The sequence below is a fragment of the Frateuria sp. YIM B11624 genome (assembly GCF_049727805.1).
GTDB lineage: Bacteria > Pseudomonadota > Gammaproteobacteria > Xanthomonadales > Rhodanobacteraceae > Frateuria_A.
The window spans coordinates 108,257-123,071 of the sequence record NZ_JBCNYA010000004.1 but is presented as its reverse complement, the minus strand read 5'-3'; the positions used below and the strand labels follow the sequence as shown (position 1 = coordinate 123,071).

Below are 14,815 nucleotides of genomic sequence, written 5' to 3'. Positions count from 1 at the left end.
CGAGGCCGGGCGTATTGATGAAGCAGTTCAACAGCCGCTTCCGTGGTCCGTCCATCCGCTTCCAGACCGCTTCGCGCTGGCTTGGCGGGAAGGCGGTTCCCAAGCTCGACAAGCTGACGGTGCTCGCCGACTGGTTGCATGTGGATCGCGGGCTTCTGGGGTTCGGCGAGAAGTCGCGGCGCGCATCGGACCGGCAGATCCGCGAGGATCGTGCGTCCTACGAAGAAGATGAATTGATCGAAGGCTTCCGCGCGCTCCCTGCAGAACACCGCAAGCTGGTGCGTGAGTTGGTCGATGCGCTGAAAGACACCAAGATCGCCAAGATGCATCGCTGAGCGCGGCTGGCGAGGCTGCTGTACTTCGTGAAGCTTCGTGAGCGGGCTCCCCCGCGAGCCCCGGCCCCTCACCCCAGTCCTCTCCCCGGAGGGGAGAGAGGGAGCTAAAAGGCGGGCCACTTGCTGGCATTATGGGAAGCCTCCCCGTCGTGGCTCTCCCCATGTCCTCGCGTTCGGATGTCTCCCAGGTCGCCATCGCGATCGGCGCCTTGCTGGTCGCCATGGTTTCGTATCAATGCGGTGCGTCGCTGGCCAAGCACCTGTTCCCGCAGGTCGGCGCGCAGGGGGCCACCGCTTACCGTCTCGGCATCAGCGCGCTGATCCTGCTGGCGTGGCGGCGGCCGTGGCGGCGTCTGCGGGCCGGGCAAGACTGGCGTGGGTTGTGGGCCTACGGGTTGTCGATGGGGGCGATGAACCTGGTGTTCTACATGTCGCTGCGCACGATCCCGCTCGGGCTGGCGGTGGCGCTGGAGTTCACCGGTCCGCTGGCGCTGGCGATGTTCAGTTCGCGGCGGTTGCTCGATTTCGTGTGGATCGGCCTGGTGGTCGCCGGTCTGGCGCTGCTGTTGCCGCTGCGCGGCCAGGCGCATGCGCTCGATCCGGTCGGCGTGATGTACGCGCTTGCCGCGGGACTGGGCTGGGCCCTGTACATCATCACCGGGCAGAGGGCCGGGGCCGCCCATGGCGGGGACGCGGTGACCTGGGGCACGTCGGTCGGCGCCTTGCTGGCGATTCCCTTCGGCGTGGCGCACGCGGGCACCGCGCTGCTGTCGCCGTCGCTGCTGCCCTATGCGGTGGGCGTGGCGCTGCTGAGTTCGGCCTTGCCCTATTCGCTGGAGATGGTGGCGCTGACGCGCCTGCCGGCGCGGACCTTCAGCACGCTGCTCAGCCTGGAACCGGCGATCGCCGCGCTGGCGGGTGTGATGCTGCTCAGCGAGCACCTGAGTGCGCTGCAGTGGCTGGCGATCGGGGCGATCATCGTGGCGGCGGCCGGTACGGCACTGAGTGTGCGCAGGCCGATCGGAGTAGAAGCTGTTCCTTGATCGGGCTCGGCGACTCGTGCCGCCCGCTGCGCGTCAATCCAGACGCGTGCGGAAATGGAAGCACTCGATGCCGAAACCCTCGCGGAAATAGAAGCGGTGCGCCTGTTCGCGGGTGACCCGGGAGATCAACTGGATCTCGCTGCAGCCCTGCGCACGGCCTTCGTCTTTGAGGCGGTCGAGCAGCCGGGCGCCGTAGCCGCGGGAGCGCACGCGCTCGTCGACGACCAGGTCGTCGAGATACAGCAGGCGTCCGCAGTAAAGCATCTGCATGAAGCGGTAGGCGGCCACGCCGCGCACCGTGCCTTCGTCGATGACGGCGAGCAGGCGCAGGCCCTCGCTGTCCATCAGTGAGCGGACCTGCGCGACGTAGCGGTCGGCCGCGAGATCGGGCCGCAGCTGGCGCATCACCTCGAAGGTGGCGGCGATCTCCTCGTCCGTCTGCGCGTGGGCGACGACGGGCTCCACGCTCAGCACTCGATGACGTTGACGGCGAGGCCGCCGCGGCTGGTTTCCTTGTACTTGTCCTTCATGTCGCGGCCGGTATCGCGCATGGTCTTGATGACCTTGTCCAGGCTCACGCGATGCTTGCCATCGCTCTTGAGCGCCATGCGGCTGGCGTTGATGGCCTTGACCGAGCCCATCGCGTTGCGCTCGATGCAGGGGATCTGCACCAGGCCGCCGATCGGGTCGCAGGTGAGGCCGAGGTTGTGCTCCATGCCGATCTCGGCGGCGTTCTCGACCTGCCAGATGCTTCCACCCAGCGCGGCGGTGAGGCCGCCGGCGGCCATCGAGCAGGCCACGCCGACCTCACCCTGGCAACCGACTTCGGCGCCGGAGATCGAGGCGTTTTCCTTGTAGAGGATGGCGATGGCGCCGGCGGTCAGCAGATAGTCGACGATGCCGTTCTCGTCCGCCTTCGGGCAGAAGCGCAGGTAGTAGTGGCCGACCGCGGGCACGATGCCGGCGGCGCCGTTGGTCGGCGCGGTGACCACGCGGCCGCCGGCGGCGTTTTCTTCGTTGACGGCCAGCGCGTAGAGGTTGACCCAGTCGAGGATGGTGAGCGGATCCTTCAGCGCGGCCTCGGGCTGGTTGCGCAGTTCCTCGGCCATCGCCGGCGCGCGGCGCGTCACGTGCAGGCCGCCGGGCAGGGTGCCGGGGGAGCGCAGGCCGCGGGTGACGCAGTCGGCCATGGCTTTCCAGATGGTGAGCAGGCCGGCGCGGGTTTCCGCTTCCGGGCGCCACACGCTTTCGTTGGCCATCATCAACTGGGCGATGGTCAGGCCGTGGCGCTCGCACGCCGCAAGCAGTTCGTCGCCGGTGGAGAACGGGTAGGGCTGCTCGGTGGTGTCGGCGACGATGCGGTCTTCGGCCGCCTCGTCCTGGTTGACCACGAAGCCGCCGCCGACCGAGTAGTAGTCGCGCGTGGCCAGCTCGTTGCCGGCGGCGTCGTAGGCGGTGAAGCGCATGCCGTTGGTGTGGAAGGGCAGCTTCTGGCGCTTGTTGAAAACCAGGTCGGCCTTCTCGTCGAAGCCGATCTCGTGCTTGCCCAGTAGGCGCAGCCGGCCACTGGCGCGAATGCGGGCGAGGATCTCCGGGATCAGGTCGGCATCGACGGTGTCCGGATGGTGGCCCTCGAAGCCCAGCAGCACCGCCTTGTCGGTGCCGTGGCCGCGGCCGGTCATCGCCAGCGAGCCATAGAGTTCGGCACGCACGCGGGCGACGCGGTCGAGCACGCCCTTCTCCTCCAGCCAGCGCTCGCCGAAGCGGGCAGCCGCGCGCATCGGTCCGACCGTATGCGAGGACGACGGCCCGATGCCGATCTTGAAGATGTCGAAAACGCTGACGGCCATGGATGCGCTGCAGGGGAAGGGGTGAACCCGTTATTCTACGCGCCCCCTTCACGTTTGGCAGTCCATTCGCCGCCGCATGGCCGACCTCGTCCTCTACCAGCGCGACTACTGCCACCTGTGCGACCAGGCGCTCGCGGTGCTCGCCGAGGCGCGGGCGCCGGAATTCGACAGCGTCTGGGTGGATGATGACGATGCACTGGAATCGCGCTACGGGACCCGGGTGCCGGTGCTACGCGACGGGCGCGATGGGCGGGAGCTGGATTGGCCGTTCGACGCGGCGGTGGTGAGGCGGTTCCTGGAGGGCTGAGGCGAGGCTTCCCCCATCCGCCCTTCGGGCACCTTCCCCCGTGGGACGGGGGAAGGGTCTTGCTTGGGGCTGTCGAGCGAGTCCCGCCTGGCTACGTGAGGCTATCGCGTGAACACGCTCCTCATGAGGCTGTCGGATGAGCCCTCGCCCATCTGCGTGAGGCTCTCGAGTGAGCCTTCCCCGTTCACGGAGGAAGGTGCCCGAAGGGCGGATGGGGGAAGCCGGAGCGCTATGGAAGGATCTTGCTTGGGGCTGTCGAGCGAGTCCCGCCTGGCTACGTGAGGCTATCGCGTGAACACGCTTCTCATGAGGCTGTCGGATGAGCCCTCGCCCATCTGCGTGAGGCTCTCGAGTGAGCCTTCCCCCGTTCACGGGGGAAGGTGCCCGAAGGGCGGATGGGGGAAGCCGAAGCGCTATTTCGGCGCCAGCACCAGGTGCGCCTTGACCGTCACGTCGTTGCCGATCACCGAGGTGTCGGCGTACTCGCCGCCGCCGACGCCGTAATCCAGCCGCTTGAGCGTGCCGCTCACGTCCATCAGCGTGGTGCCGCCGGGCTGTGGCGTGAACGTGACGGTGAGGCTGAGCGGATGGGTCTCGCCGCGCAGGGTCAGGTTGCCGTGCGCGATGAGGTGGTCACCGGCCTGGATGATGTCGGTGCTGACGTAATGTGCCTGCGGATACTTGGTCGCATTGAAGAAATCCGCGCCGGGCAGCGCGCTGTCACGATCGGAGTCGCCGGTGGCGGCGCTGGTGGTATCGACGGTGACGTCGAACTTCGAACTGCCCACGTGCGCCGCGTCGTAGCGGATGGCCGCGTGCCACTGCGCGAAGCTGCCCTGGAACGGGGCGCCCTGGAAGGCGGCCGTGAAGCCGAGCGTGCTCTGGTCCTGCAGCACGCGGTAATCGGCGGCCGTGGCGGCAGCCGGCAGGACGAGGCACAGCAGCAGGGCAAGGCGCCCGAGGGCCGGTCGGTTCATGCTTCAATCTCCTTTGGAGCCTTGGCGAAGGCGGGCGAACGGCCACATGCGGCGCAGTACGTCATCGTTGTCGAAGACATGATGCTTCAGCGCCGCGCCCACGTGGGCGATGAGCACCAGCAGCAGGAACCAGAACAGGTATTCGTGAACTTCGTGCGACAGGCGGCGCAGGTCGGGATTCTTCGCCGCGATGGCGGGCAGGTTGAACAGCTTGAAGTACTGCAGCGGGTAGCCGCGCACCGAATTGAACCACCAGCCCGACAGCGGCAACGCCACCACCAGCAGGTACAGCACGCCGTGCACGACGCGCGCGGCCCACAGTTGCCAGCGCGGCGCCGGCAACTCGCGCGGCGGGCGGTTGAACGCACGCCACAGCACGCGCAGCGCGAACAGGGCCAGCACGGTCAGCCCGATCGACTTGTGCAGGGCCATCCAGTTGACCTTCTGCATCGGCGAGCGGGCCAGGTCCATCAGCAGGCCGAACACGCCGTTGCCCAGGATCAGCAGGGCGATGGTCCAGTGGAAGAACTTGGCGACGGCGCCCCAGCGCCATTCGTCATTTCGCAGCATCGGCGCTCTCCCTTGCGTCCGTACGTTCGTCGCGGATGGCTTCGATCTCCAGCCAGATGGATATGTTGCGGCCGATCGAGCCCAGGTTGGAAGTGATGCCGAAATCGGTGCGGTCGAGCATGGCGGTGGCGGAAAACCCGGCAATGGTGTGCAAGCCGAAGATGGTGCGCGCATCGCGGTTGAACGTAAACGGAATGTCTACGTCGCGGGTGACGCCGTGCAGGGTGAGCCTGCCGTGCAGCACGCCATGCCGCTCGTCCTTGCGCTCGACCGAGGTGCTGGCGAAGTGGGCATAGCGGGCCTTGGCGGCATCGAGGAACGCGGGTTTGAGCACCGCCGCGTTCCAGTCCGCATCGCCCATGTCCAGGCTCTGCAGATCGATGTCCAGTTCGGTGGCGGCGCGCGTCCAGTCGTCCGGGTCGAAGCGCAGCCAGCCGTGCGCGATGTGCAGCCGGCCGAACGGGCGCGAGTAGCCGTCGTGGCTCACGCTGAAGAGAACCTGGCTGTGCACCGTGTCGTAACGGTAGCGGTGCTCCTTCGCATGGCCGGCCAGCGGCCACAGCAGGGCGGCACAGGCAAGCAGGCGGGCGGCGGCGGGCAGGACGCTCATCAGGCCAAGTCTGGATGATCCCTTGCGTGGGTGCCAGCGCACTGCCTTGGCGTTTCGTCCACGCGCGGCGTGGCTACCATCGAAACCCGCCACTTATGGAGGTAGGCCATGGCTCGCCCCATCTGGACCGGCACGCTGTCGTTCGGGCTGCTCAACGTCCCGATCCGCCTGATGACCGCCGAGCGCAGGGTCGACCTGCACTTCCGCATGCTCGACCAGCGCAACAACCAGCCGGTGCGCTACGAGCGCGTCAACGCCGAATCCGGCGAGGAAGTGCCCTGGAAGGACATCGTCAAGGCGTACGAGTACTCCAAGGGCAACTACGTGGTGCTGGAGGAATCGGACATCAGGAACGCCGCGGCCGAGGCGCACGAGACGGTGGAGATCGACACCTTCATCGACGCCGGCCAGCTCACCCCGGCCTACTTCGAGAAACCCTATTTCCTGGTGCCCGGCAAGAAGGCCGAGAAGGGCTACGTGCTGCTGCGCGAGACGCTCAAGCGCACCGGCAAGATCGGCATTGCGCGGGTGGTGATCCGCACCCGCGAGTACCTGTGCGCGGTGATGCCGCAGGACGATGCGCTGATGCTGATCCTGCTGCGCTTCCCGCAGGAGCTGGTGAGCGAGGAGGAGTACGCGCTGCCGGACAAGGCGATCTCGGACTACCGCATCAGCGACCGCGAGCTGGAGATGGCGGGAGAGCTGATCGAGTCGATGTCCGGCAAGTTCGAGCCGGAGAACTACCGCGATGAATTCCGCGACCGGCTCACCGCGGTGATCGAGCAGCGGCTCAAGAGCAAGGGCGTCACCACCACGCTGGAGGAAGAGGAGCCCGCGCACGCCAACGCCACCACCAACGTGGTCGACTTCATGGCGCTGCTCAAGAAGAGCATCGAGGGCAAGCAGCGCACGCCGGCCAAGGGCAAGGACGCGGCGGAAAAAGCGGAAAAGAAGCCAGCAGCAAAAAAGGCCGCCAAGAAGGCCGAACCTGCGGCCAAGAAGGCTTCGCGAAAGACCCCGGCGAAGAAGGCCAGCGCCACCCGCAAGAGCCGCAAGGCCGGATGAGGTCTGCCGTCCGTTGAGTGTCTTCCGGCGCGGCGAGGTGGCATGGTGGCCTCTCCGGGGAGCGCGGCCGGACCGCAGGGAGAACGCATGAGCACCGACAAGCCCATCGACGTTGCCGGCGTCCGGATCAGCCACCCCTCGCGCGTGGTCTATCCGGACGACGGCATCACCAAGGGCGAGGTCGCCGCCTACTACGCCGCCGTCGCCGACTGGATCCTGCCGGAGCTGGTCAACCGCCCGCTGTCGATGGTGCGCTGCCCGGGCGGCACCGACAGCGCATGCTTCTTCCAGAAGCACCACGCGGCCAAGCTCGGTTCCAGCGTGCGCCCCATCCCGATCGAGGAGAAGGAGGGCGGCGAGGACGACTACGTCTACATCCGCGACCGCAAGGGCCTGCTGCAACTGGTGCAGATGAACACCATCGAGTTCCACCCGTGGGGCGCGCGGGTGGACAAGCCCGATTCGCCCGACCGCATCGTGCTCGACCTGGACCCCGCGCCCGGCGTGGCGTGGACGGCGGTGGTGGAGGCAGCGCGCGGCATCCGCGAGCTGCTCGAAGGGATGGAGCTGGCGAGCTTCGTGCGCACCAGCGGCGGCAAGGGGCTGCATGTGGTGCTGCCGTTCCGGCGCGGGCCGAGCTGGCAGGCGGCGAAGGATTTCTGCGAATCGGTGGCCGATGCGATGGTCGCGCGCTCGCCCGAGCGCTACATCGCCACCGCCAGCAAGGCGCAACGCGAAGGAAAGATTTTCATCGATTGGCTGCGCAATGCGCGCGGCGCCACCAGCGTGTGCAACTGGTCGTTGCGGGCGCGCGACGGGGCGCCGGTGGCGATGCCGTTGCGATGGGAAGAGCTGGGAAAGGTCGAGGGCGGGGCCGCGTTCGGCATGCCGGTGGCATTGGAGCGGGCGGCGGGGTTGAAGGCCGATCCTTGGGAGGGGATGGCGAAGCTGCAGCAGCGGTTGCCGAGGGGTTGAGGCAAGGCCTCCCCCTTCCGCCCTGCGGGCACCTTCCCCCGTGAACGGGGGAAGGACCGGGCGTGACGCTTCCGTCAATCCGCGGGATGCATTCGGGTGAGCCTTCCCCCGTTCACGGGGGAAGGTGCCGACAGGCGGATGGGGGCGTCCCGTGGGTTACTTCAACTTCAACGTGTCGTTGGAACGATCCGCTTCCGGCAAGCCGTGCTCCGGATCCAGCGTCGCCGACACGACCTTGCGCGAACCGGCCACCCGCACCACGTACTCGCGATGCTGCTGCCAGGTTTCCACCGGCACGCGCACGTCCTGGTGGCTGCCGTCGTCGTAGGTCACGCGCAGCGTGTTGGGCAGCACCAGCGGGTCCAGGTTCGCCACCGTCACGGCGGCGCCGTGCGACCAGTCGCCGTCGATCGGCGCGACCTTGCGCACCGCCATGTCGAACTGCCAGTTGTGCTGGTACCAGCCGCGCCAGAACCAGCCCAGGTCCTCGCCGGCCTCGCTTTCCATGAAGCGGAAGAAATCCGACGGCGAGGGATGGTGGTAGGCCCAGGTGGCGATGTACTTGCGGAAGGCGTCGTCAAAGCGCTCGGGCCCCAGGATCTGTTCCCGCAGCAGCACCAGCCCGAAGGCGCCCTTGAAGTAGCTGATCGGATGGCGGTACTTCTCGGATGTCTCGTCGGCGCCGTTGAGCAGGGCAGGCGCCTCCGGATCGGCCAATACCGCGGCGATCTCGTCGGCCGGGTTGCCGCCCTTGGGCGCGTATTCGCCGTCGCGCTTGGGTGCGTATTCGCCGTGGTTGAAGGCGTCGACCTCGGCGATGTCGATGAAGGTGTTGAAGCCCTCGTCCATCCACGCGTGGCGGCGTTCGTTGGAGCCGACGATCATCGGGAACCAGCTATGCCCGATCTCGTGCGCGATCACGCCGTGCAGGTTCTTGGTCTTGGCGCGCTTGGAGTCGAAGGTGATGCCCGGGTACTCCATGCCGCCGGCGGTGCCGGCCTCGTTGATCGCCACCGGCCACGGATACGGGAACCACTCCTTCGAGAAGTACTCGGTCGACGCCTTGAGGTATTCGGTGGCGCGGCCCCAGGCAGCGTTGCCGGCGCTTTCGACCGGATAGACCGACATCGCCAGCGCGGTCTTGCCCTGCGGCAGGTTGATGCGGGCGGCATCCCACACGAACGCCTTGGACGCGCCGAAGGCCACGTCGCGCGTGTTCTGCATGCGGAAGTGCCAGGTCAGCGTGCCGCCCTGCTTCGGACGGCTGGACGGCTGGCTGACCTCGGCCGGCGTGCGGATCATCACCGTCGTGTCGCTGTGGCGGGCCTCGTCCAGGCGCTGGATCTGCGTCTTGGTGAGCACGTCCTGCGGATTCACCAGCTCGCCGGAGCCGGCCACGATCATGTCCGCGGGCACGGTGACCTTGTAGTCGAAGTCGCCGTATTCCAGGTAGAACTCGCTGTTGAGATAGGGCGCGGTGTCCCAGCCGCGCAGGTCGTCGTAGACGCACAGGCGCGGGTACCACTGCGCCATCTCGAAGATGTCGCCGTTCTTGCTGGCGTTGACGTCCATGCGGCCGCCGAATTCGCCAGGCACGGTGAAGCTCCAGGCGATGTGCACGCGCACGCTGCCGCCCTTCGCCTTCAGCGGTTCGGGCAGGCGCAGCTGCATGCGGGTGTCGGAGACGACCCACTTCACCGGCTGGCGGCGGCCGCTGGCGTCTTCGACTTCGACCGAGGCGATCTGGTAGCCGCTGGTGAACTCGGTCGGGAACTCGCTGGTGAAGGCGCCGCGCGCGTCGGTCTTGTAGCGGTTCTGGTCCAACTGCAGCCACAGCACGTCCAGCGCGTTGGGGCTGTGGTTGGTGTAGGTGATCGTTTCGCGGCCGGTGAGCTTGCGGCTGGCCGGGTCCAGCGTGGCTTCGATCGTGTAGTCGGCGCGGTTCTGCCAGAACAGCGGACCGGGCTTGCCGTCGGCCGAGCGGTAGGCGTTGACCGGGTCGGGATAAGTGAACGGCGCGAAGGTCTGGAGCGGATCGTAGCGCGGCGCGTCCGCCGCGGCGGCGAGGGTGGACGCCAGCGCCAGCGCGCCGGTCATGCAGACTGCGAGTGCCTTCATCGAAAGTCCCCTGTTACGGTTGGCCGCCGGCACGGATCAGTGCGAGCACTTCGTGGCAGGCGCCCATGGTGTGGTAGTCGACCTTGCCGGCCGGGCTCTTCTCGTCGTCGTACTTGCGGTTGTCGTGGGTGAGGATGCGGTACCACGCGCCATGCTCGTGGTCGACGAAATGCTGCCACGCATACGCCCACAGCCGCTCGTACCACTGGTCATACACCGGCTCGCCGGTCCGCGCGTGCAGCAGCGCCGCGGCGGCCAGCGATTCGGCCTGCACCCAGAAGTACTTGTCCGCGTCGCAGATGCTGCCGTCGGGCGCGAAGCCGTAGCAGATGCCGCCGTGCTTCGGGTCCCAGGCGCGCATCAGCGCGGTGTCGAACAGGTGGCGGGCGGTCGGCAGCAGCCAGCGCTCCTCGCGGCCGCGCTCGGCCAGGTGCGATTCGAGGATCACCAGCAGCTTGGCCCACTCGGTCTGGTGCCCCGGCTGGAAGCCCCACGGGCGGAACAGGTGGCGCGGGTTGTCGCGGTTGTAGTCCCAGTCGACGTTCCAGTTGGTGTCGTAGTGCTCCCACACCAGGCCGCCGGCCTTGGCCGCCTGGCGGCGCGTCATGTGGTCGGCCAGGAGCAGGGCGCGGTCGAGGTAGCGCACGTCGTTGCTGGCCTGGTAGGCGGCCAGCATCGCCTCGCACATGTGCATGTTGGCGTTCTGGCCGCGGTAGGGCGAGAAGTTCCAGTTCGCATCGGCCTCGTCGCGGTACAGGCCCGCCTCGGCGTCCCAGTAGCGTTTTTCCAGCAGCGCCCAGGTCTCGTCCATCCACAGTTCCGCCTCGACCAGGCCCGCGCGCAGCGCGCTGGCGCAGGCCAGCAGCACGAAGGCGACGCCGTAGGCATGGTTGGTGCGATCGTCGGGGCGACCATCGGCAATCGTCCAGGCGTAGCCGCCGGTGGCCGGGTCGCGATGCACGTCGCGCAGGTAGCGCAGGCCGTGGCGGGCCGCGTCCAGGTAGTCGCTGTCCTCGAACTCCATCGCCGCCAGCGCGTAGTTGAAGACGAAGCGCGTGCTGCTGACCAGGTGGCGATGGCTGCGGTCGTAGATCGTGCCGTCGTCCTTGAAGTACTGGAAGAAGCCGCCGGCCGGATCGATCGCGCGCGGGTGGTAGAACGCCATGGTCTGGGCGATGTGCTCGCGCAGGAAGCTCTCGCTGCGGAAATCGGGCAGGGTGGTCATCGATTCGATTCCAGGAAGGCATGGACTTCCGCCGCGCTCGGCATCGCGGTGAACGAGCCCTGGCGGGTGACGGTGAGTGCGCCGCAGGCGGCGGCGAAGGCGAGCATGTCGTGCAGCGCCGAGCCGTCGCGCAGCAGCGCGTCGAACGTGCCCGCTTCGAGCGAGGCGAGCCGGCACAGCAGGCCGCCGACGAAGGCGTCGCCGGCGGCGGTGGTGTCGACCGCCTCCACCTGCGGGCAGGGCAGCTCGCCGCTGACGTCGCGGCGGTACCAGCGCAGCGGCCGCGGGCCGTCGGTGACCACCAGCAGGCGCGTGCGGCCCTGCCATAGGCGATCGAGCAGGGCACCGTCCTCGGCCAGCCAGGCGAATTCCTCGGCGCACAGCTTGACCACGTCGGCCAGGTGCAGCGCCGGCCATACCGACGGACGCGGGTTCGACTCCCGCGGCCACAGCGCCGGGCGCAGGTTGAGATCGAAGCTCACCAGCGCACCGGCCGCCTGCGCGCGGCGCATGCCTTCGCGGGTGGTCTCGGCCAGTTCCGGATCGGTCATGCTGTTGGAACAGACGTGGAACACGGCGATGTCGTCGAACGCCTGCGCGCGGAAGTGCTGCGGGCGGAACAGCAGGTCGGCCGAAGGCGGACGGTAGAAGTTGAAGCTGCGCTCGCCGCGCGCGTCCAGGCTGACGAAAGCCAGCGCGGTGTTGGCCTCACCAGTGCGCGCCACGTCGGCGACAGCCACGCCGGCACGTTCGAGGCTGCCGAGCAGGAAGTCGCCAAAGGGATCGTTCGACAGCATGCCGGCGAAGCGCGCCTCCCCACCCAGCCGCGCCGCGGCCACCGCCACGTTGGCCGGTGCGCCGCCGGCGAAGGGCACGAATGCGCGCGGGAAGCCGGCCTCGCCGGCGCCCTCGGCGTGGAAATCGATCAGCGCCTCGCCGAAGCAGAGGATCGGACGGCTCATCGTGCCTCCAGCGGTGCGCCGACGATGCGCGAACCGCGCAGGCCGTAGAACACGATGTAGGCGTAGCACACCGCCGGCAGGATGAAGGCGGCCTGCACGCCGATCGCATCGGCCAGCGCACCCTGCGCGAAAGGCACGATGGCGCCGCCCACGATGGCCATGATCAGCAGACTCGAGGCCTTCTCGGTCAAGGGCCCGAGCCGCTCGATGCCCAGCGTGAAGATGGTCGGGAACATGATCGAGTTGAACAGGCCGATCGCCACCACGCTCCAGATGGCGGTCGTGCCGCCGGTACTCATGGTGATGGCCAGCAACGCGATGTTGATCACGGCGAACAGCGCCAGCAGCGCCCGCGGCGAGTAGCGCGTCATCAGCCAGGACCCGGCGAAGCGGCCGATCATCGCGCCCAGCCAGTAGTACGACACGTAGGTCGCCGCCGTGGTCTCGGGCATGTTGCCGATCTGCGGCAGTGACAGGTAATTCACCATGAAGCTGCCGATCGCCACCTCCGCGCCGACGTAACAGAAGATCGCGATCACGCCGTACAGCACGTGCGGGATGCGCAGCGCATCCATCAGCGTGTGGTGGCTACGGTCGGCCTGCTCGGTGGCCTCCTCCAGTGCAGGCAGGCGGAACAGGTACACCAGCAAGGCCAGCGCGAACAGCGCGATCGCCAGGCCCAGGTACGGCCCCTGCACCGTCTGCGCCTCCTGCGTGCGGTAGGCCAGTTGCCCGGCGGGCGAGAGCTGGGCCACCTCCAGCGAGCTCTTGACTGCTACCGACAGGATCAGCAGCCCGCCGAAGTGTGGCGCCAGGAACGTGCCGAAGGAATTGAGCGCCTGCGCCAGCGTAAGCCGGCTGGAGCTGGTGCGTTCGGGCCCGAGCAGCGCCACGTACGGATTGGCCGCCACCTGCAGCACGGTGATGCCGGTGGCCAGCACGAACAGCGCACCGAGGAAGGCCGGGTACGAGTGCAGCCCTGCGGCGGGCCAGAAGCCCGCGGCGCCGACGCCGGCGATCGCCAGGCCCGCGACGATGCCCAGCTTGTAGCCCAGGTGCGCCACCAGCCGCCCGGCCGGCAGCGACATCAGGAAGTACGCGCCGAAGAAGGTGAACTGCACCAGCATCGCCTGCTTGTAGTTCAGCTCGAACAGCGCCTTCAGGTGCGGGATCAGGATGTCGTTGAGGCAGGTCAGGAAGCCCCACATGAAGAAGATCGTGGTGACCACCCCGAGCGCCAGCGGATAGTCGGTGTAGCGCTCGCGCGGCCCGTCCGCAGGAGGGGCGGCGGGCGACCGGTTGGGAGCTTGCAAGATGGCCATGGGGACTCCTTAGAGCCTGGTCGATGCCTTCCAGTGACCCGCGCCGGGGGCGATTCGTGCGCTGATCAGGGAAGAACGGGGGAGCGTACGTGCGTACGCGACTGGGTGGTGACGAAGGGACGCGGGCACGCGGATCCGGCCTGCCATGCTGCCTGCCGTCGACCGCCGCGCCCCATGCCGCCGGTTGGCGGCCATCGACGAGCAGCGCGGGTTACGGGAAGGCATCGGAAGACTCTCGAGTCGATCAGGCGGTGGCCGGGCAACTGCTGGCGCGAACCACCAGCCGCACCGGGGCGACGATGCGCCGCGCCTCGGCATCCGGGTCGCGCAGGCGCTCCAGCAGCATCTGCGCGGCCTGGCGTCCGCGCGCACGCGGCGCGGCGGCGAGCGTGGTGAGCGAGGGCGTGGCCAGCGCGGCTTCGGCGATGTCGTCGAAGCCGGTGAGGGCGAAGTCGCGCCCCGGCGCCAGGCCGCGCTCGACCAGGCCATGCATCAGGCCCAGCGCGACCGCGTCGTTGTAGCAGACCGCTGCGGTGGGTGCAGGATCGGCGGCGAACAGCGCTTCGGCGCAACGGGCCGCGTCCAGCCGCGTCGGCAGGCATTCGACCTCCCAGTGCGGCGCCACCGCCAGCCCCGCCGCCTGCATCGCTTCGCGATAGCCGGCGCGGCGCTGGCGGCAGGAGCTCGAATCGCGGTGGCCGCCGAAGAACGCGATGCGGCGGTGGCCCTGCGCGACCAGGTGCGCGGTGGCTTCGCGCGCGCCCTGCTGGTTGTCCAGCGCCAGCGTGTCCCAGTGGGCGTACTCGGGCTGCTCGCCGACCAGCTCGCGGTTGAACAGCAGCAGCGGCGTGCGTGCGCCCACTGCGGCCAGCACCTGGCTGGCGTCGCTGCCCTCGGCGGGCGAAAGGATGATGCCACCGGGCCCGTGCTCGATCAGCGAGCCGAGCACCGCCTGCTCGCGCCTGGGCGACTCGCTGGAGGAACCCAGCAGCGTGACCATGCCCGCCTCGCCCACCACGTCGTCCACGCCCGCGGCAAATTCCGCGAAGAACGGGTTGGCCAGTTCGTTGATCACCAGCGCAAGGGACGAGGTCGTGCGCCGGCGCAGGTTGGCAGCGGCACGGTTGTAGACGTAGCCTTGCTTGCGCAATTCTTCCTCGACGCGCGCGCGGGTGTCCTTGTTGACCAGCGGGCTGCCGCGCAGCACGAGCGATACGGTCGCGCGCGAGACGCCGCAACCGGCGGCGATGTCGCGCACGGTGACCTTGCGGCCGAGCGGAGGGTTGCTTTCCATGGGGCACCCGGTGGGAAGAAACGTGTTTGGAACGATCCAAATCTAGCTGATCGGCCGGCGTGTGCAAGCTCCGGTTTGTCGTCGGTCGCAAAGTCCAGGCTCTGTCCGGACCTCCCCAGGCCTTCTCGCGCATCGCAACGTGCACATGTCCGCAAGCGCTGC

Annotated in this window: 15 protein-coding genes; 5 read left to right on the top strand and 10 right to left on the bottom strand. The window is 68.3% G+C overall.

Going from position 1 to position 14,815, the window contains the following annotated elements; translation table 11 throughout:
* The first annotated feature begins 17 nt into the window (after window positions 1–17).
* Window positions 18–335, top strand: coding sequence for a hypothetical protein (locus AAIL17_RS03330; protein ID WP_424681394.1), 318 nt, complete (start codon window positions 18–20; stop codon window positions 333–335).
* Window positions 336–496: 161 nt separating this feature from the next.
* Window positions 497–1,378: an EamA family transporter gene (locus AAIL17_RS03325; protein WP_424681393.1), complete on the top strand. Its 882-nt coding sequence runs from the start codon at window positions 497–499 to the stop codon at window positions 1,376–1,378.
* A 33-nt stretch (window positions 1,379–1,411) separates the two neighbouring features.
* On the opposite strand, the gene AAIL17_RS03320 is transcribed toward AAIL17_RS03325, so the two are convergent.
* Both AAIL17_RS03320 and AAIL17_RS03315 read right to left on the bottom strand, forming a co-directional pair.
* Complete coding sequence (locus tag AAIL17_RS03320; protein WP_424681392.1) at window positions 1,412–1,843, bottom strand: GNAT family N-acetyltransferase; 432 nt, start codon at window positions 1,841–1,843, stop codon at window positions 1,412–1,414.
* A 2-nt stretch (window positions 1,844–1,845) separates the two neighbouring features.
* Window positions 1,846–3,228 carry an L-serine ammonia-lyase gene (locus AAIL17_RS03315; protein ID WP_424681391.1) on the bottom strand — a complete coding sequence of 461 codons (1,383 nt, stop codon included), beginning with the start codon at window positions 3,226–3,228 and terminating at the stop codon, window positions 1,846–1,848.
* Window positions 3,229–3,304: 76 nt separating this feature from the next.
* Here AAIL17_RS03315 and AAIL17_RS03310 point away from each other — a divergent pair, with 76 nt between their 5' ends.
* Complete coding sequence (locus AAIL17_RS03310; RefSeq protein WP_424681390.1) at window positions 3,305–3,535, top strand: glutaredoxin family protein; 231 nt, start codon at window positions 3,305–3,307, stop codon at window positions 3,533–3,535.
* Between the two features lie 413 nt (window positions 3,536–3,948).
* Here AAIL17_RS03310 and AAIL17_RS03305 read toward each other — a convergent pair whose 3' ends face one another.
* From AAIL17_RS03305 to AAIL17_RS03295, 3 genes are read right to left on the bottom strand one after another with little or no spacing between them, the layout of a single operon-like run.
* On the bottom strand, window positions 3,949–4,512 hold the full coding sequence (locus AAIL17_RS03305; protein ID WP_424681389.1) for a YceI family protein: 564 nt from the start codon (window positions 4,510–4,512) through the stop codon (window positions 3,949–3,951).
* 3 nt (window positions 4,513–4,515) lie between these two features.
* Window positions 4,516–5,082 carry a cytochrome b gene (locus tag AAIL17_RS03300; RefSeq protein WP_424681388.1) on the bottom strand — a complete coding sequence of 189 codons (567 nt, stop codon included), beginning with the start codon at window positions 5,080–5,082 and terminating at the stop codon, window positions 4,516–4,518.
* Window positions 5,069–5,692 carry a YceI family protein gene (locus AAIL17_RS03295; protein ID WP_424681387.1) on the bottom strand — a complete coding sequence of 208 codons (624 nt, stop codon included), beginning with the start codon at window positions 5,690–5,692 and terminating at the stop codon, window positions 5,069–5,071. Before AAIL17_RS03295 ends, AAIL17_RS03300 begins: the two co-directional genes overlap by 14 nt.
* A gap of 108 nt (window positions 5,693–5,800) precedes the next feature.
* Here AAIL17_RS03295 and AAIL17_RS03290 point away from each other — a divergent pair, with 108 nt between their 5' ends.
* Together AAIL17_RS03290 and ligD are read left to right on the top strand one after the other, a co-directional pair.
* Complete coding sequence (locus tag AAIL17_RS03290) at window positions 5,801–6,757, top strand: Ku protein (RefSeq protein ID WP_424681386.1); 957 nt, start codon at window positions 5,801–5,803, stop codon at window positions 6,755–6,757.
* A gap of 87 nt (window positions 6,758–6,844) precedes the next feature.
* Window positions 6,845–7,732, top strand: a complete 888-nt coding sequence (gene ligD / locus AAIL17_RS03285) for a non-homologous end-joining DNA ligase (protein ID WP_424681385.1) — start codon at window positions 6,845–6,847, stop codon at window positions 7,730–7,732.
* A 156-nt stretch (window positions 7,733–7,888) separates the two neighbouring features.
* On the opposite strand, the gene AAIL17_RS03280 is transcribed toward ligD, so the two are convergent.
* The 5 genes from AAIL17_RS03280 to AAIL17_RS03260 all read right to left on the bottom strand — a co-directional run bounded on the left by AAIL17_RS03280 (window position 7,889) and on the right by AAIL17_RS03260 (window position 14,653).
* Complete coding sequence (locus AAIL17_RS03280) at window positions 7,889–9,850, bottom strand: M1 family metallopeptidase (RefSeq protein WP_424681384.1); 1,962 nt, start codon at window positions 9,848–9,850, stop codon at window positions 7,889–7,891.
* 13 nt (window positions 9,851–9,863) lie between these two features.
* Window positions 9,864–11,075: an AGE family epimerase/isomerase gene (locus tag AAIL17_RS03275; RefSeq protein WP_424681383.1), complete on the bottom strand. Its 1,212-nt coding sequence runs from the start codon at window positions 11,073–11,075 to the stop codon at window positions 9,864–9,866.
* The gene (locus AAIL17_RS03270) at window positions 11,072–12,037 is read right to left on the bottom strand and encodes a carbohydrate kinase family protein (protein ID WP_424681382.1); all 966 of its coding nucleotides are present in this window, start codon (window positions 12,035–12,037) and stop codon (window positions 11,072–11,074) included. Before AAIL17_RS03270 ends, AAIL17_RS03275 begins: the two co-directional genes overlap by 4 nt.
* Window positions 12,034–13,359, bottom strand: coding sequence for an L-fucose:H+ symporter permease (gene fucP / locus AAIL17_RS03265; RefSeq protein WP_424681381.1), 1,326 nt, complete (start codon window positions 13,357–13,359; stop codon window positions 12,034–12,036). Before fucP ends, AAIL17_RS03270 begins: the two co-directional genes overlap by 4 nt.
* 244 nt (window positions 13,360–13,603) lie before the next feature.
* Complete coding sequence (locus AAIL17_RS03260; protein WP_424681380.1) at window positions 13,604–14,653, bottom strand: LacI family DNA-binding transcriptional regulator; 1,050 nt, start codon at window positions 14,651–14,653, stop codon at window positions 13,604–13,606.
* Window positions 14,654–14,815: the final 162 nt, after the last annotated feature.